The organism is Massilia oculi (genome assembly GCF_017582745.1).
Lineage (GTDB): Bacteria > Pseudomonadota > Gammaproteobacteria > Burkholderiales > Burkholderiaceae_D > Telluria > Telluria oculi_A.
On record NZ_JAFVIM010000011.1, the window covers coordinates 155,764 to 177,479 of the forward strand.

20 protein-coding genes and 1 tRNA gene are annotated in these 21,716 nt (G+C 62.0%); 4 read left to right on the top strand and 17 right to left on the bottom strand.

Annotated features, from left to right (window positions below; genetic code table 11):
* Window positions 1–13 precede the first annotated feature (13 nt).
* From J3U95_RS14725 to ybiB, 9 genes are all read right to left on the bottom strand, one after another.
* A complete protein-coding gene (locus tag J3U95_RS14725; protein ID WP_208279308.1) occupies window positions 14–685 on the bottom strand; it encodes a HEPN domain-containing protein in 672 nt (223 codons plus the stop codon).
* 46 nt (window positions 686–731) lie between these two features.
* On the bottom strand, window positions 732–1,832 hold the full coding sequence (locus tag J3U95_RS14730; RefSeq protein ID WP_208279309.1) for a DUF262 domain-containing protein: 1,101 nt from the start codon (window positions 1,830–1,832) through the stop codon (window positions 732–734).
* 182 nt (window positions 1,833–2,014) lie between these two features.
* Window positions 2,015–2,093, bottom strand: a tRNA-Ile gene (locus J3U95_RS14735).
* A 116-nt stretch (window positions 2,094–2,209) separates the two neighbouring features.
* Window positions 2,210–4,471 (bottom strand): RNA polymerase sigma factor RpoD, encoded by a 2,262-nt coding sequence (rpoD, locus tag J3U95_RS14740; RefSeq protein ID WP_208279310.1) that lies wholly within the window; start codon window positions 4,469–4,471, stop codon window positions 2,210–2,212.
* Between the two features lie 229 nt (window positions 4,472–4,700).
* A complete protein-coding gene (dnaG, locus tag J3U95_RS14745) occupies window positions 4,701–6,497 on the bottom strand; it encodes a DNA primase (protein WP_208279311.1) in 1,797 nt (598 codons plus the stop codon).
* A 122-nt stretch (window positions 6,498–6,619) separates the two neighbouring features.
* On the bottom strand, window positions 6,620–7,069 hold the full coding sequence (locus tag J3U95_RS14750) for a GatB/YqeY domain-containing protein (protein ID WP_005665412.1): 450 nt from the start codon (window positions 7,067–7,069) through the stop codon (window positions 6,620–6,622).
* A 170-nt stretch (window positions 7,070–7,239) separates the two neighbouring features.
* On the bottom strand, window positions 7,240–7,452 hold the full coding sequence (rpsU, locus tag J3U95_RS14755; RefSeq protein WP_005665410.1) for a 30S ribosomal protein S21: 213 nt from the start codon (window positions 7,450–7,452) through the stop codon (window positions 7,240–7,242).
* A 117-nt stretch (window positions 7,453–7,569) separates the two neighbouring features.
* Window positions 7,570–8,787 (bottom strand): BaiN/RdsA family NAD(P)/FAD-dependent oxidoreductase, encoded by a 1,218-nt coding sequence (locus J3U95_RS14760; protein ID WP_208279312.1) that lies wholly within the window; start codon window positions 8,785–8,787, stop codon window positions 7,570–7,572.
* Between the two features lie 78 nt (window positions 8,788–8,865).
* A complete protein-coding gene (gene ybiB / locus J3U95_RS14765; RefSeq protein WP_208279313.1) occupies window positions 8,866–9,852 on the bottom strand; it encodes a DNA-binding protein YbiB in 987 nt (328 codons plus the stop codon).
* Between the two features lie 136 nt (window positions 9,853–9,988).
* Here ybiB and J3U95_RS14770 point away from each other — a divergent pair, with 136 nt between their 5' ends.
* From J3U95_RS14770 to J3U95_RS14780, 3 genes are all read left to right on the top strand, one after another.
* Entirely contained in the window at window positions 9,989–11,050 is a 1,062-nt protein-coding gene (locus J3U95_RS14770) for a 3-deoxy-7-phosphoheptulonate synthase (RefSeq protein WP_208279314.1), read from the top strand.
* A 58-nt stretch (window positions 11,051–11,108) separates the two neighbouring features.
* Window positions 11,109–12,149: a tRNA (adenosine(37)-N6)-threonylcarbamoyltransferase complex transferase subunit TsaD gene (gene tsaD, locus J3U95_RS14775; protein ID WP_208279315.1), complete on the top strand. Its 1,041-nt coding sequence runs from the start codon at window positions 11,109–11,111 to the stop codon at window positions 12,147–12,149.
* 121 nt (window positions 12,150–12,270) lie between these two features.
* On the top strand, window positions 12,271–13,116 hold the full coding sequence (locus J3U95_RS14780) for an endonuclease/exonuclease/phosphatase family protein (protein ID WP_208279316.1): 846 nt from the start codon (window positions 12,271–12,273) through the stop codon (window positions 13,114–13,116).
* Here the strand turns inward: J3U95_RS14780 and J3U95_RS14785 are convergent.
* From J3U95_RS14785 to ybaK, 3 genes are all read right to left on the bottom strand, one after another.
* A complete protein-coding gene (locus J3U95_RS14785) occupies window positions 13,109–13,774 on the bottom strand; it encodes a DsbA family oxidoreductase (protein ID WP_208279317.1) in 666 nt (221 codons plus the stop codon). The genes J3U95_RS14780 and J3U95_RS14785 overlap by 8 nt on opposite strands.
* A 91-nt stretch (window positions 13,775–13,865) precedes the next feature.
* The gene (gene plsY, locus J3U95_RS14790) at window positions 13,866–14,489 is read right to left on the bottom strand and encodes a glycerol-3-phosphate 1-O-acyltransferase PlsY (protein ID WP_208279318.1); all 624 of its coding nucleotides are present in this window, start codon (window positions 14,487–14,489) and stop codon (window positions 13,866–13,868) included.
* Window positions 14,490–14,570: 81 nt separating this feature from the next.
* Entirely contained in the window at window positions 14,571–15,062 is a 492-nt protein-coding gene (gene ybaK / locus J3U95_RS14795) for a Cys-tRNA(Pro) deacylase (RefSeq protein WP_208279319.1), read from the bottom strand.
* A 38-nt stretch (window positions 15,063–15,100) separates the two neighbouring features.
* On the opposite strand from ybaK, the gene J3U95_RS14800 reads away from it, so the two are divergent.
* Complete coding sequence (locus tag J3U95_RS14800) at window positions 15,101–16,057, top strand: endonuclease/exonuclease/phosphatase family protein (RefSeq protein ID WP_208279320.1); 957 nt, start codon at window positions 15,101–15,103, stop codon at window positions 16,055–16,057.
* Between the two features lie 23 nt (window positions 16,058–16,080).
* Here J3U95_RS14800 and J3U95_RS14805 read toward each other — a convergent pair whose 3' ends face one another.
* From J3U95_RS14805 to J3U95_RS14825, 5 genes are all read right to left on the bottom strand, one after another.
* Complete coding sequence (locus tag J3U95_RS14805) at window positions 16,081–18,234, bottom strand: putative bifunctional diguanylate cyclase/phosphodiesterase (protein ID WP_229519847.1); 2,154 nt, start codon at window positions 18,232–18,234, stop codon at window positions 16,081–16,083.
* Between the two features lie 267 nt (window positions 18,235–18,501).
* On the bottom strand, window positions 18,502–18,717 hold the full coding sequence (locus J3U95_RS14810) for a hypothetical protein (protein WP_208279321.1): 216 nt from the start codon (window positions 18,715–18,717) through the stop codon (window positions 18,502–18,504).
* A gap of 81 nt (window positions 18,718–18,798) precedes the next feature.
* Window positions 18,799–19,701 (bottom strand): site-specific tyrosine recombinase XerD, encoded by a 903-nt coding sequence (xerD, locus tag J3U95_RS14815; RefSeq protein ID WP_208279322.1) that lies wholly within the window; start codon window positions 19,699–19,701, stop codon window positions 18,799–18,801.
* Entirely contained in the window at window positions 19,674–20,198 is a 525-nt protein-coding gene (locus J3U95_RS14820; RefSeq protein ID WP_208279323.1) for a methylated-DNA--[protein]-cysteine S-methyltransferase, read from the bottom strand. The genes xerD and J3U95_RS14820 overlap by 28 nt, the downstream gene beginning before the upstream one ends.
* 434 nt (window positions 20,199–20,632) lie before the next feature.
* Window positions 20,633–21,631: a TRAP transporter substrate-binding protein gene (locus J3U95_RS14825; protein WP_208279324.1), complete on the bottom strand. Its 999-nt coding sequence runs from the start codon at window positions 21,629–21,631 to the stop codon at window positions 20,633–20,635.
* Window positions 21,632–21,716: the final 85 nt, after the last annotated feature.

Consider the following 21,716-nt stretch of genomic DNA (forward strand, 5'->3'; position numbering starts at 1 on the left):
TCAACAGGTCCAGTTAGCACATATGTGCCTGCCAATCAGAAACGCTCAAACTCGTTAAGACTTGATTAAAAACGATTTTGTCGAAAGCTAAAACAAACTCTTTTAACCCGTCGATACGTTGATGAACATCCGAAACATTTACGCCTGGCAATGTAGCGCTATGTGCAAGTGCTGTGCGCAGGCTTGAAATCGACTCTAACAATCCTACAATATCCTTACCGCCACCGATGCGATTCAGCTCACCCTTAGGGTCGCCAACCCCTAGGCGCTTTAAAATCTTTTCAATATTTTTGATTGATGGATAAGTAGAATCGCCGAAAATGTCGCCCCCACTTATAACTGGAAGTGGCGCGGTCCCGGCTATTAGCTTGTTATCAGCTGCAGTGAACCATCGCTCAATTATTGAAAATACCTCTTGATCTCTGGACCTGGAAACTAACTTTGGAGCAAGTCCTTCCAAGTTAAGCCTAGTTGTAATTAGGTGTGCTCTCAGCCTAGATGGGAGCTTAGTTGCGTCACCTGCAGCGGATGTGTAAGTCCCAGCCAAATCAGACAAAACATATACGAAGTAATTCTCGAACTCCGCATGCGCTAAGAATATAGCCGCGGCAATTGCATAGTCACGCAAAACGACAGAAACGCTGGAATCATCAGCAAGGGCTACATTCGCCTTGATCAAATCCAACTGTTGCTCTAGAGAGATGCGCTGTTTACTAATGCTATATGACATACTACGCGGTGAATAGCGTTTTCATCGCATTGACCCGGATTTTTAGCTGGTTTTCGTCACTCGTTGCGATGCTGATAGATTTACGGAAGCTTTCACTAGACTTTAACAGTGATACCAGCCCAGGAACAATAAACTCACCATCCCTGAATTTTGCTTTAGAATCAGCAACGACTTGATATGCCGCCAACATTTCAGCATCAAACAATGCCGAATTAAACTTACTATCGACGAAACCATTTTCGTCATAAATTTTAAAGGCAAGATCTTCAAAGATATATCGAACCTGCGCCAATGTTGAAACAAACGAATGGCGTAGGTTGTATTTTTGAGAATCATCAAGATGGCGATTCTCTTCGGCATAGGAATTAATAAACCCTGCCAATGGCTTGCGGTACACGTCGTATTTGTTGGATAGCGCCCAAAAACGGAGTATCAACTCCTCTGCCTTCATCCGTTTATCGTCTTTAATATCTAGGGTTTGCGCGAACTTCGTTTCCTCTGCGACTTCAGTAGCGAGGGTTATAAGATCGCCAAAATAGATACCATGCCTCAATTCCTGCGGCGTAAGCTTTACTGCCCCGGTATTTAACCTTTCAAAAACATCAAATTTAACTTGAGGATGAGTATCCTTTAGAATAACAATACACCTAAGCGTCCTGTTTCGGATATGTCGCTGAAATCGCAGGTCCAATTGATGGAACCGCAAGCCTTCCAGCTCAGGATAGGCTGTCAACCCTTTCAGCGGGAATTCATTGTTCAAATATCTTGAAATTGATGTCAGACGCTGGTTACCATCAATCACCGCGAGTCTCTCGTCATGCTCCTGATTTAAGTAGATCACAGGAATCGGGCACTGGATAATCAGTGATTCAATTAAACGAGATGCCTGTGCATCTTTCCAAACATACTTACGCTGAAATTCTGGAATAAAAATTGTGTGATCTTGGAGCCGCTCAACTACCGTATCAACCGTAAAATCGTACGTCTCCGTGTGCAACTTCCGTTGCTCTGGCGGAATGCTAAGAATTCCCTCGGCAAATTCTTGCTGTTCATATGAGCCAGGGAAAAGAATGTCAGCAAGGGACGATGATGATTTTGCCATAAAGTTGCCTAACTGTTACGAGATACAGAATCAACACAGGATGACCAAGGTTAACGCTGCGCCATCTACTTAGCTAAGAAATATTCCTAACCGACACATCGACAATAAGTGTTTTGCGGAACTTGGACTTATTTGCGGAACTAGGATTCTCACGCAAATCAGGTACAAGTCCTTGATTTTATTGGTAGGCCTCCCGTGAGTCGAACACGGCACCAACGGATTATGAGTCCGCTGCTCTAACCAAGCATGAGCTAGAGGCCCAGAAACTGGTACGGTGGAAAGCGAACTCGCCACCTGCTCACCGGCTGGACACCGGATGAACGAAGTGGCGAGAGCATATTGCCTTTACTGCAGGTAAGTCAAGCCTGCACGACCAATCAGCTGCTGCCTTCGAGGAAGCTCTTCAGCTTGTCCGAACGCGATGGGTGACGCAGCTTGCGCAGCGCCTTCGCCTCGATCTGGCGAATCCGCTCGCGGGTCACGTCGAACTGCTTGCCCACTTCTTCCAGCGTGTGGTCGGTCGACATCTCGATACCGAAGCGCATGCGCAGCACCTTGGCTTCGCGTGGCGTCAGCGAGTCGAGCACGTCCTTCACCACACCGCGCATCGAGGCGTGCAGGGCCGCATCCGACGGCGCCAGGGTGTTGTTGTCCTCGATAAAATCGCCCAGATGCGAATCGTCGTCGTCACCGATCGGCGTTTCCATGGAGATTGGCTCTTTTGCAATCTTCATGATCTTGCGAATCTTATCTTCCGGCATTTCCATCTTGATCGCGAGCGTTGCCGGATCCGGTTCGGCGCCGGTTTCTTGCAGGATCTGGCGCGAGATCCGGTTCATCTTGTTGATCGTTTCGATCATGTGCACCGGAATACGGATCGTGCGCGCCTGGTCCGCGATCGAGCGGGTAATCGCCTGGCGAATCCACCACGTCGCATACGTCGAGAATTTATAGCCGCGACGGTATTCGAACTTGTCCACCGCCTTCATCAGGCCGATATTTCCCTCCTGGATCAGGTCGAGGAATTGCAGGCCGCGGTTGGTGTACTTCTTGGCGATCGAAATTACCAGACGCAAGTTGGCCTCGGTCATTTCGCGCTTGGCCTTGCGGGCCTTCATTTCACCGGCCGCCATTTGACGGTTGATGTTGCGCAGGTCTGGCAGCGGCAGCACGACGCGCGCTTGCAGGTCGATCAGGCGTTGCTGCAGTTCCTTGATCGTCGGGATATTACGGCCCAGGATGGCGCTATAGGCGTGGCCGGCGTTGACTTCGCCGTCGACCCATTCCAGGTTCGTTTCATTGCCCGGGAAGACCTTGATGAAGTGGGCGCGCGGCATGCCGCAGCGGTTGACCGCGACGTCGAGGATCTGCTTCTCGATGTGGCGCACTTCGTCGACCTGGCCGCGCAAGGTGTCGCACAGCTTCTCGACGACCTTGGCCGTGAAGCGGATGCCCAGCAGCTCGTTCGAGATCGCTTCTTGCGCCTTGACGTAGGCTTTCGAGTTGTAGCCGTCCTTCTCGAAGGCCTTGCGCATCTTGTCGAATTGCTGGCCGATCTCGTCGAACTTGCCGAGGGCGGCCTGCTTGAGCGCTTCGAGCTGCTCGGCCGAGTAGCCCGCGGCGGCGCCGGTGCCGGTCGAGGCTTCTTCTTCCTCTTCCTCTTCTTCGGCGTCCTCTTCGTCTTCCTCGTCGTCGTCGGAATCGGTCGAGGTCGGGGCGACCGCGCTCGGCGAAACGTCTTCGCCTTCTTCCGGGTCGACCATGCCGTCGACGATCTCGTCGATCTTGATCTCGTCGCGCTCGATCTTGTTGGCGGCGTCGATGATCTCGGCAATGGTTACTGGGCAAGCAGAAATCGCCTGGATCATGTCCTTCAGGCCGTCCTCGATGCGTTTCGCGATCTCGATCTCGCCTTCGCGCGTCAGCAGCTCGACCGAACCCATCTCGCGCATATACATGCGGACCGGGTCGGTGGTGCGGCCGAAGTCGGAGTCGACCGTCGACAGCGCGGCCTCGGCGGCAGCCTCGGCTTCGTCGTCGCTCGTGACGTTAGGCACGTTATCGGACAACAACAGCGTCTCGGCATCGGGCGCGTGTTCGTACACGGCGATGCCCATGTCGTTGAAGGTGCCGATGATGCCTTCGATCGCTTCCGGATCGACGATATTCTCGGGCAGATGGTCGTTGATCTCGGAATACGTGAGGAAGCCGCGCTCCTTGCCCGACTTGATCAGGGCCTTGAGCTTGTTGCGGCGCAGCTCGAGTTCTTCCTCGCTGGCCTCGGTATCGGACGAGAACGCATCTTTCAGCAGCGCTTTTTCCTTAGCTTTGCGGTCCTTGGCCTTGACCTTGTCCGCCGCCTTCAGCTCAGCGCGCTCGACCGCGTTCAGCGCCGCGATCTCGTCGTTCTCGGGGGTAAATTCCTTCGGCTTGCGGCCACGGCGTCCCGGTACCTTGACGGAAGGCAGGACGTAGCCCGACGTGTCGATCGCGGCCAGGGTAGCCGCATCGGTCGTCTGACTGACAGGCGCTGGGTTCGCCGTACGAACCTCGGCCTTGTCTTGCGAATTGTCCGCCTTGGCGGCAGACGCTCTCGTGGTTTTCGCAGCCACTTTGGTTTCGGGTTTCTTGGTTGGCACAGGCGCTTTCGATGTCACAACGACTAACTTTACGATGGTTAAAAATAAAGTTTTGTTACCTTACATCATCCTGCAGGCACAAATCCATGGGCCTCGCTAACTGAAACACCACGCGTCCAATTGAACCGAAAATGGTTTCAACAGTTGCAATAGTTAGCGTTTTATTATAGCACGCACCCCACCTTTTTCCAGTTGCGAGCGCCTGGGCGTCCAGGGCGGAGCCAGGTGATCATCGGGGTGCCATCTCGGCAGCGGCCTCGCGGGCCAGAAGGTCCTGCTGAGCAACAATCTCGCGGTAGCGAGCACTTACCTGATCTGGGGTCAATCCCGAAGAAAACAACTGGTTAAGCTCCTGTTTTAGACGATCCACCTTGATCTGTCGCACAGAACTTAACAGAACAATGCGGTCTCCATCGACCTCATTTTCCGGTTCCGCGGCGATTTCGGCGATCATCGCATCGTATTCGTTCGTCACTTCCCTCAGCTGCTGGGACAGGGCCGCGAAGGTGCCGTGTTCACCCAGCGCCTGCGCGGTCTCGACCAGGTGGCGCAGGCGATCGGAGCTTTCCTCTCCAAAATAATCGAAGGCCTGCAGCGCCTGCTCGTCGAGCTGCAGGGCCAGGTGCGGGTGCGCAACCAGGATGCGCAGCATCTTGAGCTCGAGCCCCACCGGCTCGGGCCGCCCCTGGCGCGGCGGCGCGCGGCGCGCGGTCGCTACCGGCTTGGACAACTCGAACAGGCTTTCGATCTCCGCCGGCGTCGATTGCGTCATGCTGGCCAGGCCGCGCACGATCTGCAGGCGCAGGCTCGACGGCGTCATCGCCTGCAGCAGCGGCTTGGCCTCGAACTGGGCATGGGCGCGCCCTTCCGGCGTGTCGAGGTCATGTTCCTGCGTCACTTCGCGCAGCAGGAATTGCGACAGCGGCATCGCGTCGGCAATCTCTTGCTCGAAGGCTTCGGCCCCGCGTTCGCGCACGAAGCTGTCCGGGTCGTGTTCCTGCGGCAAGAACAGGAACTTGATCGTCTTGTCGTCGCTCACCTGCGGCAGGCAGGCCTCCAGCGCGCGGCGCGCGGCGCGGCGGCCGGCCTTGTCGCCGTCAAAGCTGAAGATCACGTCGTCGGTCTGGCGCAACAGTTTTTGCACGTGGGTCGTGGTGCAGGCGGTGCCGAGGGTGGCGACCGCTTGCGGGAAGCCGAGCTGGGCCAGCGCGACGACGTCCATATAGCCCTCGGTCACCAGCACGTAGCCGGCGTCGCGGATCGCCTGGCGCGCCTCGAACAGGCCATAGAGTTCCAGTCCCTTCTGGAACAGCGGCGTTTCAGGCGAGTTCAGGTATTTCGGTTCGCCGCCGTCGAGCACCCGGCCGCCGAAGCCGATCACCTGGCCCTTGGTATTGCGGATCGGGAACATCACGCGCTCGCGGAAGCGGTCGTAGCGGCGCTGGTGGTTGCCCTGCTCGTCGACCTTGTCGATCACCAGGCCGGACTCGACCAGCACGTGGGCATCGTAGTCGGGGAAGATCGAGCGCAGGCCGTCCCAGCCGGATGGCGCGTAGCCCATGCCGAAGCGGGCCGCCACTTCGCCCGTCAGGCCCCGGTTCTTGAGGTAGGCGATCGCGTTGGGCGCTTCGCGCAACTGGGCGCGATAAAAATTGCAGGCCTGGGTCAGCGCATCGGTCATGGCCAGCGTCTGCGCCTGCTGGGCGGCGCGCTGGGCCGGCGGGATGCGGTCGTCGGCGTCGGGCACGATCATGCCCACGTTCTGGGCCAGGTCCTTGACGGCATCGACGAAGCCCATGCCCGAGTACTCGATCAGGAAGCCGATCGCGGTGCCGTGGGCGCCGCAGCCGAAGCAGTGATAGAACTGCTTGGTCGGGCTGACCGTGAAGCTTGGGGATTTTTCGTTGTGGAATGGGCACAGGCCCATGAAATTGGCCCCGCCCTTCTTGAGCTGGACGTAGCGGCCGACGATGTCGACGATGTCGACACGGTTGAGCAAATCGGTGATGAAAGTTTGCGGAATCACTTGGCGTTACACAGTGTTTGTCTAAATCAGACTATACCGCAGCGCTTGCTGCAAATTGATATGCAACAAGATGATGTCCCTGCACGGCAACGTGCCGGGACATCATGTGGCTTATGCAGCAATCAAGCGCCGGCCAGGGCCTTCTTGACCAGGCCCGAGACGACGGTCATGTCGGCACGGCCCGCCAGCTTCGGCTTGAGCACGCCCATCAGCTTGCCCATGTCTTGCGGACCGCTGGCGCCGGTGGCGGCCACGGCGGCGGCGACTTCGGCGGCGATTTCCTCGTCGGACAGGCCGGCAGGCATATAGGTCGACAGGATGGCCATCTCGGCCTTCTCGACGTCGGCCAGGTCAGCGCGGCCGCCGGCTTCGAACTGGGTGATCGAATCCTTGCGCTGCTTGATCATCTTTTCGATCACGGCCAGCACCTGGGTGTCGTCCAGCTGGGTCTGCTCGTCGAGTTCCTTGCGCTTGACTTCGGCGATGATCAGGCGCACGGCGGCCAGGCGGCCGCTTTCCTTGGCGCGCATCGCGGCTTTCATATCTTCGGTCAGTTGTTCTTTCAAGCTCATGGAATCTCCGTATTCGGTGGTATTGACTGGGTCCGGCCACTGACGAGACCGCCTGTGGCGTGGCACAAACGACAAAACCCGCTGCGGCGAAACCGAAGCGGGTTTGCGGACATCAGCGACTCGCCGGGACAGACATCGCCGTCACCGGGTCTTGGCCGGCTGAGCTGTAATTAGTACAGTTTCTTCGGCAGTTGCTGGCTGCGGATGCGCTTGTAGTGGCGCTTCACGGCAGCTGCCAGCTTGCGCTTGCGCTCTGCGGTTGGCTTTTCGTAGAACTCGCGTGCGCGCAGTTCGGTCAGCAGACCAGTTTTTTCGATGGTGCGTTTGAAGCGACGCATTGCGACTTCGAACGGCTCGTTTTCTTTAAGGCGGATAGTGGTCATGTAAAAATCAAACCGTTGGATTTAGATAAGAACGAAATTCTAGCACCGTTTTGCAATCATTGGAAGCGTTTATCACACCACCAATGAGGGTGTGCCACAATTGACACATCGGACAGTTCAGCATCCAGCCAGCGCCAGACCGGCCGCCACGCCCGACGCCCAGGCCCACTGGAAGTTGTAGCCGCCCAGCCAGCCGGTGACGTCGACCGTCTCGCCGATGAAGTACAAACCCGGCACTTTATTGGCCATCATCGTCTGCTGCGACAGTTCCCTGGTATCGACGCCGCCCAGAGTCACCTCGGCCTTGCGATACCCTTCCGAGCCGGTCGGCACGATGGACCAGCGGTTGATCGCGTCACCCAGCTTGCGCAATTTCGCGTCGGCCATGTCGGGCAGGCGCGCGGCTGGATCGAAACCATTGGCAGTCAGCAAGCCGTCGGCCAGGCGCGCCGGCAGCCATTGGGCCAGCACATTGCCCAGCTGCTTTTTCTCGGTCTTCTTCAGGCCGATCAGGGTCTCCGCCACGTCCATCTCGGGCAGGAGGTCGAGCACGATCGGCGTGCCCGGCTGCCAATAGCTCGAAATCTGCAGGATCGCCGGGCCGGACAGGCCGCGGTGCGTGAACAGCAAGTCTTCGCGGAAATGACCGCGCAAGCTCCCCTTCCCTTTTGCGCTGCCCGTGCTCACCTCGACCTCGAGGGCGATGCCGGCCAGCGGCACGAAGGGCTCCCAGCTGGGGCCGTCGAAGGTCAGCGGCACCAGGCCGGGGCGGGTTTCCACCAGTTTCAGGTCGAATTGTCTGGCGATGCGGTAGCCGAGGTCGGTCGCGCCGATCTTCGGGATCGACAGGCCGCCGGTGGCGACCACGACATTGTCGACCAGCAGTTCGCCGCCGTCGGTGTCGATGGAAAAGCCGGTCTCCAGCTTCTGCACGCCGGCCACCTTGCATGGCATGCGCCATTCCACGCCACCCAGCTCGCACTCGGCGCGCAGCATGGCGATGATCTGCTCGGCCGAATCGTTGCAGAACAATTGACCTTTGTGCTTTTCATGGTGGCTGATGCGGTATTTCTTCACCAGCGCCAGGAAATCCTGGGCCGTGTAGCGCGACAGCGCACTCTTGCAGAAGTGCGGATTCTGCGACAGGTAGTTTTGCGGGCCGGCATTGATATTGGTGAAGTTGCAGCGGCCGCCGCCGGAGATGCGGATCTTCTCGGCGAGTTTGGCGGCATGGTCGATCAGCACCACGCGCTTGCCGTTCTGGGCGGCCACGGCCGCGCACATCATCCCGGCCGCGCCCGCGCCGATCACTGCCACATCGTATTGTTTTGCCATGCTTGCCGCTTCCCGCCGTCCGTCGAACCCGCCATTGTAATGCCAGCGGCGGGTCCCGGTCAGCAGCTAAGTGAGCAACTAAGCCAGCGGCTGGGTGCGCGCGCGAATCTTGCGCGACACTTCCACGCAGTACGCTACCTGGGTCGCGATCGAAGCCGGCACCGGCACTTCTCCGCGCAGCGCGGCGCCGATCCAGGCCGCGGTGGTGGCCGCGTCACGGCCATCGGGCACCTCGGACAATTCGTCGGTCGGCGCATCGCGCTCGACCAGCAGCGCACGCTGGCCGGCATGGAACCAGTCGATGCGCTGGGCGCGGTGCGGGTGGGCCACGGTCTCGCCCTCGGTGCCGCGCATCAGGAAGGCGTCGCCTTGCTGCTCGCTGTCCACGCCCTCGAAGAAGCCGCCCAGGGTTTCCAGGTACTCGGGATGGGTGTACGACACCAGGCGCAGCGCCGGGCCATCGAAAGGCTGCAGGATCTTGACCAGGGTGTGGGTCGAATTGCGCACGCCCAGCACACGGCGCAGCGACAGCATATGCGCCAGTCGCGCGGCAAGGTGCTCGATCGGCATGAAGGCCGGACGCAGGTGGGCGAACTCGTTCTGCATCTCGGCCGTGGTGGTTGCCTCGGCGATGCCCAGTTCGTGCAGGATCTCGGCGGTGGTCACGCGGCCGGGGTCGGTGCGCACGCCGTGCACCAGGGTCGGCACGCCCTCGCGCGCCAGCAGCAGGGCCAGCAGCGGCGTCAGGTTGGCCAGCTTGCGCGCGCCGTTATAGGTCGGGATCAGGACCGGGGCGAATTCGCCGCGCGGCGTGGGCAGTGGCGCGAACGAGGCTGCGGCGGCGTCCATGAAGCCGCCGAGCTCGTCCACCGACTCGCCCTTGATGCGCATGGCGAGCAGGATGGCGCCCAGTTCCAGGTCCGAGACCCGGCCTTCCAGCATGGCCGCGTAGAGCGCGCGCGCATCCTCGCGCGTCATGCTGCGCGCGCCTTTGACGCCACGGCCGATTTCCTTGATGAAGGGGGCCGCGACAAAGCGCTCGATGTCATTCGTGTCGGTAGTCATGGCAAAAGGATACACGGGAACGGGATTGGCCGGCAGCACAGGGAGCGGCACAACATTATTTTGCGATATCGCTTGTGCACGTGCAGCAATTTCCGTCTACACTGGCCGATCCACCTGAAAAAAACCAGACAGCACCATGACCAGCACGCCTCAAATCGAAAACACCAACGTCAGCTCGTTCACCCGCATGCCCACGCCGGTCGAGCTCCATGCGACCCTGCCGCTGAGCGAGCGCGCCTATGCGACCGTCATGGGTGGTCGCGAGACGCTGCGCAACATCCTCGACCGCAAGGACAAGCGCCTGTTCGTCGTGGTCGGCCCCTGCTCGATCCACGATCCGGAGGCCGGCCTCGACTATGCGCGCCGCCTGAAGGCGCTGCAGGACGAAGTCAGCAACACCATGGTGCTGGTGATGCGCGTGTATTTCGAGAAGCCGCGCACCACCACCGGCTGGAAGGGCTATATCAACGATCCGTTCATGGACGACTCGTTCCGCGTCGACGTCGGCATGGAACGCGCGCGCCGCTTCCTGCTCGACGTCTGCGAGCTGGGCTTGCCGACCGCGACCGAGGCGCTGGACCCGATTTCCCCGCAATACCTGGGCGACCTGATCGCCTGGACCGCGATCGGCGCGCGCACCACCGAATCGCAGACCCACCGCGAGATGTCGTCCGGCCTGTCCACGCCAGTGGGCTTCAAGAACGGCACCGACGGCGACGTCAGCATCGCGATCAATGCGGTGCTGTCCTCGGCCAATCCGCATGCCTTCCTGGGCATCAATGGCGAGGGGAAAGTCGCGATCGTGCGCACCAGCGGTAATGCCTACGGCCACGTGGTGCTGCGCGGCGGCGGCGGCCGGCCGAACTACGATTCGGTGTCGGTGGCCATTGCCGAGCAGGCACTGACCAAGGCCAAGCTGCCGGCCAATCTGGTGGTCGACTGCTCGCATGCGAACAGCTACAAGAAGCCGGAACTGCAGCCGCTCGTCATGTCGGACGTGATCCAGCAGATTCGTCATGGCAACAAATCGCTGGTGGGCGTGATGATCGAGTCGAATATCGTCAGCGGCAACCAGGCGATTCCAGCCGACCTGTCGCAGCTGACCTATGGCTGCTCGGTGACCGATGGCTGCATCGGCTGGGAGGAGACCGAGAGCATGTTGCGCCAGGCGCACAAGGAGTTATTGCAGCGTCCGTGAATTGGAACGAACCGTACGGTAAAATCGACGGTTCTGCCTAATTCACACTGCTCTTCCCATGATCGTTCTCGGCGTCGAATCCTCCTGCGATGAAACCGGCTTTGCTCTGTATGACACCGAGCGCGGCCTGCTGTCCCACGCCCTGCACTCGCAGGTCGCCATGCACGAGGAGTATGGCGGCGTGGTGCCGGAACTCGCTTCGCGCGACCACATCCGGCGCGCGATTCCGCTGCTGGACGAAGTCCTGAAGCGCGCCGACTTGCCGGCATCGAACATCGACGCCATTGCCTACACGCAAGGCCCGGGCCTGGCCGGCGCGCTGCTGGTCGGCTCTTCGGTCGCCTGCAGCCTGGCGCTGGCGCTCGATAAACCCGTGCTCGGCGTGCACCACCTCGAAGGCCACCTGCTGTCGCCGCTGCTCGCATCGGAGCGCCCGGAATTCCCCTTCCTCGCCCTGCTGGTCTCGGGCGGGCATACCCAGCTGATGCGGGTCGACGGCGTCGGCAGCTATACCCTGCTGGGCGAGACCCTGGACGACGCGGCCGGCGAAGCCTTCGACAAATCGGCCAAGCTGCTGGGCCTGGGTTATCCGGGCGGACCGGCGATTTCCCGCCTGGCGGAATTCGGCGATCCGAGCGCCTATACCTTGCCGCGCCCTATGCTTCATAGCAAGGATTTCAACTTCAGCTTCTCGGGCCTGAAGACGGCGGTGCTCACCGTGGTCAAGAACCACGAAGAAAAGGTCGTTGCCAATATCTGCGAGCAGGACAAGGCGAACATCGCGCGCGGCTTCGTCGATGCGATCGTCGACGTGCTCACCGCGAAATGCGTCAATGCGATGAAGCACACGGGCCTGAAGCGCCTGGTGATCGCGGGTGGCGTCGGCGCCAACAAGCAATTGCGCGAATCGCTGAACGCAGCGGCCGCTAAACGCAAGTTCAAGGTCTATTACCCGGAGCTGGAATTCTGCACCGATAACGGCGCCATGATCGCCTTCGCCGGCGCCATGCGCCTCGAGCGCAACCCGGCGCTGGCCCAGCGCGACTATGCCTTCACGGTGCGCCCGCGCTGGCCGCTGGACGAGCTGGAAGCTGCATGAATTACAAGGAAAGCGCTCGAATTCGCCATTGAACTTGCCAGCCTGACATCGATCCTACCGTGTGACCGTTGCTCGCCAAACGGTGGCAATATCCGTCGATCAAGATTTACGGAGGTGAACAATGCGTGTAGTAAGCTGGAATATTCGTTGGGGCTGTGGCAAGGACGGTCGAATTCGCATCCATGCGGTCATCGACGTGCTGCGCCGGCTGAACCCCGATGTGATCTGCCTGCAGGAGGTGGCCGCCAACCACCCCGAGCTCGAGGGCAGCGCCAGCGCCAACCAGTTCAAGCAGCTCAGCGGCGCATTCGGCGGCTACCACGCGATGGAGCACGCCCCGAGTGAAATCTACAAGAACAATGTCCCGCGCCTGTTCGGCAACCTGATCCTCTCGAAATACCGTATCTCGCAGGTGCACCGCCACCTGTTGCCCTGGCCGGCCGATCCGGAACATCCCGCCGGCATGCCGCGTGGCCTGCTCGAAACCGTGGTCGATGCCCCGACCGGCAAGCTGCGCCTCTTGACCACCCACCTGGAATACTATTCGCCGCCGCAACGCATGGCGCAAGTGGCGCGCATCCGCGAGCTGCATGCCGAAGCCTGCGCCCGCTCGCGCCTGTTCCAGCCCGATCCGAACCTCGATGCGCCGTTCCAGCTGGGCTTCCGGCCCGGTTCGGCGATTCTTTGCGGCGATTTCAATTTCGCGCCGGATGCGCCGGACTACCAGGCGCTGCTGGCGGCGCCGGAATCCGGCGCGCTGCCGCTGGTGGACGCCTGGCGCGCGGTGCACGGCGACATGGCGCGCGCACCGACCACCGGGCTGCACGGTTTCCCGTGGCCCGAGCGGCCTGAGTGCTACGACTATTTCTTCGTGACCGACGACCTGGCCTCGCGCTTGAGCTCGCTCGACGTGCAGTCGGAGACGGCGGCGTCGGATCATCAGCCGGTGGTGCTGGAACTCACGTAGGGTTGGCTTCCGGTTCGAGCCCCGGAATCTCGCGCAACGCCCGCTCGAACACTTCCGGCGGCTGGCCGCCGGAAATCAGATGGCGCTGGTTGATGATGATCGCCGGCACCGACTTGACGCCGGCGCGCTGGAAGAATTGTTCGCGCGCGCGCACGTCGTTCGCATACTCGTCGGACTTCAGGATATGCTCCGCCGTTTCACGGTCCAGGCCGACGCTTTCGGCCGTGCGCAGCAGCACCTCGTGGTTGCTCGGGTCTTCGCAGCGGGTGAAATAGGCTTCCAGCAGCGCGGTCTTGAGCTGGCGCTGCTTGCCCTCGTCCTCGGCCCAGGCCAGCAGGCGGTGGGCGTCGAAGGTGTTGTAGATGCGGCCGCGCCGCTCCATGTCGAAGGTAAAACCGACGGCGGCGCCGCGTTCGCGGATCGTCTCGCGGGTGGCGGCTTGCTGCTCGGCCGTGGCGCCATATTTCTGCGTCACGTGTTCGACGATGTCCTGGCCGTCCGGGCCCATGTCGGGGTTCAGTTCGAAGGGCTGGAAATGCAGGTCGACGCGCACCTCGTCGCCGACCTTCAACAGGGCCTGTTCCAGCGATTTCAGGCCGATCGCGCACCATGGGCACGAGACGTCCGACACAAAATCGATCCTGAGTTGCTTGCTCACGGCTTACCACCTTTCTGTCCGGCGCGGCACGGATGCGCCGCTGTTCGAGACGAATGGTAACGCCTGCAAGAAAATCCGGCGCGCGCCGGCCTTATTTTGCTTTCTTGGCGCCGGCCGACTTGCTGCCGATCTTCGATTCCTTGCCGGCGATCAGGTTGCCGATATTGCTGCTGTGACGCCACAGCAGCAGCGCGCTCATCACGAACACGGCGAACAGGATCGCGTCGACGCCGAACAGCAGGCCGTAGTAGAACGGCGCGAAGATCGAGGCGACCAGGGCCGCCAGCGAGGAATAGCGGAAGGCGTAGGCGACGATCAGCCAGGTGGCCAGGGTCGCCAGGCCGAGCCATGGATTGATGCCGATCAGGACGCCCAGCGCGGTGGCCACGCCCTTGCCGCCCACGAAGCGGAAGAACACCGGCCACAGGTGGCCGATGAAGACGGCGATCGCGACCAGGGCGATGCCGGTGTCATCCAGGCCAAAGTCGGGGCCGAACCGCACCGTCAGCCACACCGCCAGCCAGCCCTTGGCGGCGTCGCCGACCAGGGTGGCGATCGCGGCCTTCTTGCTGCCGCTGCGCAGCACATTGGTGGCGCCGGGATTCTTGGAGCCATAGGTGCGCGGGTCGGACAGGCCGAAGACGCGGCTCATCACGACCGCGAAGGAAATCGAGCCGATCAAATAGGCGGCAATGGTGGCAATCAGGGTGTTCATCTGGTCTCTCAGTGGGTTCCGGATGGTGTCATTACCGGAAATCGGTCGTGAATATACACCATCGGATCGCGAAGGATAAAGTTACTCGGCCAGGGCGCACTGCACCGGGCGCGCCTTCAGCACGTCGACCAGCACCTTCGGATCGATGCCGACCAGGTAGCCGCGGCGGCCGCCATTGATGTAGATCTTGTCCAGCGCCAGGATGCTTTCCTCGACGTAGACCGGCATCGCCTTGCGGATGCCGAAGGGAGAAGTGCCGCCGACCAGATACCCTGAGTGGCGCTGGGCGACGTCCGGTTTGCATGGCTCGACCGACTTGCAGGGGATGGCGCGCGCCAGGTTCTTGGTCGACACCTTGCAGTCGCCATGCATCAGCACGATGAGCGGCCTGGCGGCTTCGTCCTGCATCACCAGGGTCTTGACCACGTCGTGCTCGGGCACGCCGAGTGCGCTCGAGGACACTGCCGTTCCGCCATGTTCTTCATACTCATAAGGATGCTCGGAAAATGCGACGGCATGCTTGCGCAGGAATTGGGTGGCGGGTGTCTCTGAGACGTGCTCTTTCTTGGCCATGCGTGTTACGCTAAAGACGAACAATAGGGGTTTCTATTATGCAGGAAGAACTTCGGTTTGCCACCTTCAACACTTTCAACCTGGCCCCGCCCGGCGCCCGCCTGTACGACAATCTCGCGCCCACCACGACCGCGGAATACGAGGCCAAGCTCGACTGGACCGCGCACCAGCTCGACCTGATCAATGCCGACGTGATCGGCTTCCAGGAGATCTTTTCGCAGAGCGTGCTGAAGGAAGTGCTGCGGCGCAGCCGGCGCTACCGCGACGCCCACCACATCGGCTTCGATCCCGACCCGCATGCCCCGCGCCTGACCCCGAGCGTGGCCCTGGTCTCGCGCCTGCCGCTGGCCGAACCCGGATCGCAGCTGCCCCTGTTCCCCGATAACGTCACGATGCCGCCCGGCAGCCGCGACCCGGACCGGTTCACCCGCGCGCCGCTGCATGCGGGCGTGATCGCGGCGCCGGGGGTGGTGATCGACGTGGTCGTGGTCCATCTCAAGTCGCGCCGGCCCGACTACCGTTCGAGCGACAGCGGCGCCGACCCGCACCTGTATGCGCTGGCCTGCCTGCGCTCGCTGATCCGGCGCGGCACCGAGGCCACCGCGCTGCGCGTGCTCCTGACCGACATGGCTCACGCCAACCGCCGGCCGCGCATCGTGCTGGGCGACTTCAACGACGTCGCCGATTCGGTGACCACCGAGATCGTGCTGGGCGAAGGCACGCCGGTCGGCGAGCGCATGTTCGACGCCAGCCAGGTGCAGCGCCGGCTCGACCACCAGCGCCACGTCGGCTTCTCGATCCTGCACGATACGCGCCACTCGACCATCGACCACATCCTGGTGTCGCCAGAATTCAATCCGGCGCTGCCGGGGGCGATCGGGGAAGTGGTGGACGTGGTGTACCTGAACGACCACCTGAATCTCGGCTTGCCCGAGGCGTCGGACCATGGCCAGGTGGTGGCCAGGATACGGTTGTTCGGTAGGTCGGCGGCGTAGCCGCCGACCCTGCCGACAACGTATCAGCCAGGATGCGGTGACAGGTCAGGTGTCGCCATGGCCGCACTGGCATAAAACCCCTGGTAATCGTCGCAACCATGCCGGCGCAGGAAATCCAGCTGCTCGGCCGTCTCCACGCCCTCCCCCACCACCCGCAAGCCCAGGCTGCGCGCCACCGCGATGATGGCCGGCACCATGGCCGCATCGACCGGGTCGTGCCCGACGTCGCCCACATAGCTGCGGTCGATCTTGAGCTTGGTGAGCGGGAAGCGACGCAGCGCCTCCAGGCTCGACAGGCCGGTGCCGAAACGGTCGATGCTCAGCTGCACGCCGCGTGCGCGCAGCGCCATTGCCGTCTCGAACGCCGGTTCGCCGCGCACCAGCGCATCCTCGTCGATCTCGAGCTCGAGCGCTCCCGGCGCCAGGCCGGCGCCCTGCAAGGCGGCGTCGACCGCTGGCAGCAGCCCCGCGTGCGCGAGCTGGGCGGCGGACAGGTTGACCGCGACCGTGACCGGAAAACCCGCATCGCTCCAGGCGCGCGCCTGGCGGCAAGCTTGCATCAGTACCCACTCGCCGATCGGGACGATCAGGCCGGATTCCTCGGCCACCGGCAAGAAGTGCTGCGGCAGCAGCAGGCCGCGCTCGGGATGGCGCCAGCGCAGCAAGGCCTCGACCGTGCCGACGCGGCCGCTCGCCACCTCGACTTCGGGCTGGTATTCGAGCACGAACTCCCGGTTCTCGATCGCCTGGCGCAGCCGGTTCTCGAGCTCGACCCGCTCGATCACATGAGCGTTCATGGCCGGATCGAAGAAGCGGAAGGTATCGCGTCCATCCTGCTTGGCGTGGTACATCGCGACGTCGGCATGGTGCAGCAGGGCCTCGACCTCGTCACCGTCGTCGGGGCACAGCGCGATGCCGATCGAGACCGACAGCGCCACCTGCTGCCCGCCCACGTCGATGGGACGCGCCACCGCCTGGGTGACGGCGCCTGCCACGTGCGCGGCCTGGTCGGCGCCCTTGATGTCGGCCAGCAGCACCACGAATTCGTCGCCGCCCAGGCGGCTGATGGTGTCGACCCGGCGCACGCAGGCGCGCAGGCGCGCGGCTACCTCGCGCAGCACGGCGTCGCCGGCCTGGTGGCCGTGGGTATCGTTGATCGGCTTGAATTTATCGAGGTCGAGGAACATCACGGCGCAACGGTCGCGCTGGCGGCGCCAGGTGGCGAGCGCCTGGTGCAGGCGGTCGAGGAACAGGATGCGGTTGGGCAAGCCGGTCAGGGCGTCGTGTTCGGCCTGGTGCCGCACCTGCTCCTCGAGCCGCTTGCGCTCGCTGATGTCGGTCAACATCGCCATATAGCTGGACACGTCGCCGTGGGCGTCGCGGATCGCCGTCAATGCCACCCGCACCGGATAACGCTCGCCATTGCTGCGCACGCTCGCCAGTTCGCCTTCCCAGTGGTCCTGGCCGTCGAGTTCGGACCAGATGCGCTCGTAGAAGCCGTCGGCGGCATCCCAGCCCAGGCTGGCCAGCGACTGGCCGAGGATGTGCTCGGGAGCGTGGCCGGTGATGCTGGTGAAGGCGCCGTTGACGGCGCGCACGCGGTAGTCGGCATCCATCATGATGATGGCGTCGCGCGCGTTCTGGAAAACCTGGGCCGCCTGGGCCAGGTTGCTCTCGGCCTCTTTACGCGCCGTGATGTCGACTTCCATGCAAAAGACTTCTTGCATCACGCTGTCGTGCTTGACCGGGTAGTGGCAGGAATAGACCCAGTGGCGCCGGCCGGTGCGCGATTGCACCTGCCAGTCGCGTGCCGGCGGCGCGTGGCCGCTGCGCCAGATCGCGGCGATCGCGTCCTCGAACTCGGCCTGGTGGTCGAGGTGGAACACCAGCTCGCGGAAAGGCTTGCCGACCGCCTCGCCCAACGGGATGCCGTACAGTTCTTCGCTGGCGCGGTTCCAGAAGCGGATGGTGCCGGCCTGGTCTATCGAATGCACGGCAACCGCCGGCGCCAGCTCGAGCGCCGTGACGAAATGGTGGAGCCAGCCGAAGGCTTCGGGCCCAGCCTCGACGCGCGCCGGAAAGTCGCCCGCTGGAATGGCCTTCCCTTCCCCGGCAAGCGGAGGATCGGATAAAGGCGCGGACGTGGGCGCCGCTGGCTTCGGCGGTGGTTCGTTCAAAACAGCGGCCTTTCGCTATGGAAACGACAATAATCAGGCAGACAACACCGACATTGTTATACCGTCGCGGGCCATGCCGTTTGCGAGCTCGCAAACGGCGGGCGGCATGCGCCCCGTCGCGTCATACCGCCGTTCACACCGGCCAACTGACAGCTTGTCGCATTCAGATGGCTCAGACCGTTGTGGATGCTTATAGTTCCAACATGCGCCAGGGGCTCCATCGGTCGCGACGGAGCACGCGCGCAATCCTCTTGACGGGCAGGCCGCTCAGGCCAGGCTCGGCGGCGCCGCGGCGGAGGTACGCTCTTCGCCCGGCGCAGCGTCCTCTGCTTCGCCGTCCGCATCGCCATCGGGCTGCACGGCCTCGGCGCCGTCGGCCGGCGCGTTCTTCGCTTCCAGCTTGCGCTTGGCTTTTTCTTCGGCCTTGCGCTTCTTTTCGAGTTCCCGTTGACGCTTTTCGTACGAAAAATTGTTCCGTGCCATAGTCACCTCGACGTGTTGAATTCAAGGAAAATGCTGCATCTGCACAGCCATTATGGACTACTCTGCGTTTACCGACTTACGCTATCCACGTGGATGATGCTGTGCGTGCAGCCGTTTCAGGCGCTCGCGCGCCACGTGGGTGTATATCTGGGTCGTCGAAATATCGGCGTGGCCCAGCAGTAATTGCACCACGCGCAGGTCGGCCCCGTGGTTCAGCAAATGGGTGGCGAAGGCGTGGCGCAGCGTGTGCGGCGACAGCGGACCGGTGACGCCGGCCTTCGACGCGTGTTTCTTGACCAGGATCCAGAACATCTGACGCGTCATCGGGCCGCCGCGGCCAGTGACGAACAGGGCGTCGTCGACCTGGCCGTTCAGGATGATGCCGCGCGCATCCTTCAGGTAGCGTTCGAGCCAGCGCCGCGCCTCTTCGCCGAACGGCACCAGGCGCGTCTTGCTGCCCTTGCCGGTCACGCGCAACACGCCATCGTTCAGGCTCACTTCGACCAGTTTCAGGGCCACCAGTTCCGATACCCGTAAGCCGCTGGCATACATCAGCTCCAGCATCGTGCGCTCGCGCAAACCCAACGGCGTCGAAATATCGGGGGCAGCCAGCAAGGCCTCGACCTGGTCCTCGGTCAGCGTATGCACGAAGCGGGTCGGCTGGCGCGCCGACGGCATCTTGAGGCAGGGATCGGTCGCGATCTGTCCACGGCGCAGCAGCAGGCCATAGAAGCGCTTGAACACCGACAGCCGGCGATTGGCCGTGCTCGGCCGCGACTCCGGGTGGCGGTCGGCGAAATAGGCGGCCAGGTCTTCCGGCCCCACGGCCAGCAGGCCGCGGCCGGGGCGCTTGGCGTCCAGCCAGCCGGCGAACAGGCGCAGGTCGCGCCGGTAGGCGTCGAGCGAGTTCTTCGCCAGGCCCTGTTCCAGCCAGAGCGTGTCGCAGAACTCGTCGATCAGGGCCAGATCGACTGCTGCTGCCATGGAGCGGCGGTCGCGCCTTCGTGCCGCAGCAGCCAGCGCTTGACCGAAAGATGAAAACCGTTCTCGTCGTTCTGGTTCGAGAAGCCGCCCAGGCCGCCGGATGCCGTCACCCGGTGGCAGGGAATGACCAGCGGGAACCAATTGGCGCCGCAAGCCTGACCGACGGCGCGTGGATGCGAGCCGATCACCTTGGCCAGGTGCCCATAGGTGCGTACGGCGCCGCGCGGGATGGCGCTGATTTCTTGCCACACCTTGCGCTGGAACTCGGTGCCGACCGCCGTCAAAGGCAGGTCGAAGGTGAAATCGGGGTCGGCCAGGTAGCGCGCGAGCTGCTCGGCGCTCTGCTGGGCGATGGCGCTGTCGGGGCTTTTTTCTTCGAACGAAGGCGGCAGGTAGACCACTTCGCGCAGCTTGTCGTCGGCGGTGCGGATGCCCAGCGCGCCGAAAGGAGCGGGCACGATGGCATTGAAAATCTGGCTGGCAGGATCGGTCTTCATGATGGGTCTACTGAGCAATGTGTTGCCCAGGCATCTTAACCGGGCAGCGTGCATGGGGCCAACTATTAGACCATTCGGGCGAAAAAAAAGCGCACCCTCGGGTGCGCTCCAATTCGGGTCACGTTTCCGGCCGCGTGGTCGTTGCCAGCGACTTCTGTCAAACGTGGTGTCTCCTCGAATGTCTCCGGTATGGATTACCGTGCTTTTATCAATGCTCCCCCAAAAACCTTGCATGCCGCTTCTGTTGCTTGTTCTTGGCACTGCTGCGCACCATGACAGTGCGAATGAGCCCCATCATAACGCAAGTTCTTGCAGAAAATGTATCTTTTCGGCCACAAATTTGGAAAATTATTTTACTTATAAACAAAACGCCATTGCCCATATGCTGTAGGCGCATGGCGGCGTGCCATCCAAAAGCCCGATCCCTGCCCCCGTCAGCGCCCAACTTCACGCAGGATGGCACGCACGGTTTCCTTGCCGATCCGGCTCTCCATCTGCCCATATACCGGCTGCATCGCACGCCGCCATTCGGCCTGCTGGGCCGGGGTGAGCGTGTGGATCGTCGTAGTGCCGGCCTGGCGGATGGCTTCCATGGCGTCATCGTTGGCGCGCTGGGCGATCTTTTTTTCGTACACCGTGGCTTCGCGCATGGCACGCGCCAGGGTATTGCGGGTGGCGGCCGGCAAGCCATCCCAGAATTTTTTGTTAACGATCACCGCGTAACCCAGATAGCCGTGGTTGGACACCGTCAGGTGGCTTTGCGTCTCGTGCATGCGCTGGGTGTACATATTCGACGGCGTGTTCTCGGTACCCTCCACCACGCCATCGCGCAGGGCGGGTGCGGCCTCTGAAAAAGCCAGCGTCATCGGCTGGGCGCCCAACGCACGCATCTGCGCATCCAATACCTTGGACGCCTGAATACGCATGCGCAATCCCTCGAAATCCTTGAGCGAGGTCAAGGGTTGGTTGGCCGACATGATCTTGAAGCCGTTATCCCAGAACGCCAAGCCGGTGATGCCCTTGGACTCGAGCTTGCGCAGCAGGTCGCGCCCTATCCTTCCCTCGGTCACCTTGTACAGCGCCGCCTTGTCCGGGAAAATATATGGCAGGTCGAACGCCTCGAATTCACGCACGCCCAGCGGCGAGAACTTGGCCAGCGACGGCGCCAGCATCTGCACCGCGCCCAGCTGCAGGGCCTCGAGTTCCTCGCGGTCCTTGTACAGCTGGCTGTTGGGATACACTTCCACCCTGACCTGGCCGCCGGTCATTTGCTCTGCCAACTCCTTGAAACGCTCGGCGGCCCGGCCCTTCGGCGTATCGGGCGCCACCACGTGGCTGAACTTGATGACGATCGGTCCCTGCGCCAGGGCGTCGACACTCGCGGCCGCCGCCAGCGCGAACAGGGCTGTGGCGACCAGGGTCTTGATCTGCATGACGGTCTGATTCTTTCTAATAGACTCTAAAACCTTGGAAAGCATCGAGGCGCTTCCCTTACACTGGCGGATGCACTGCCGCACG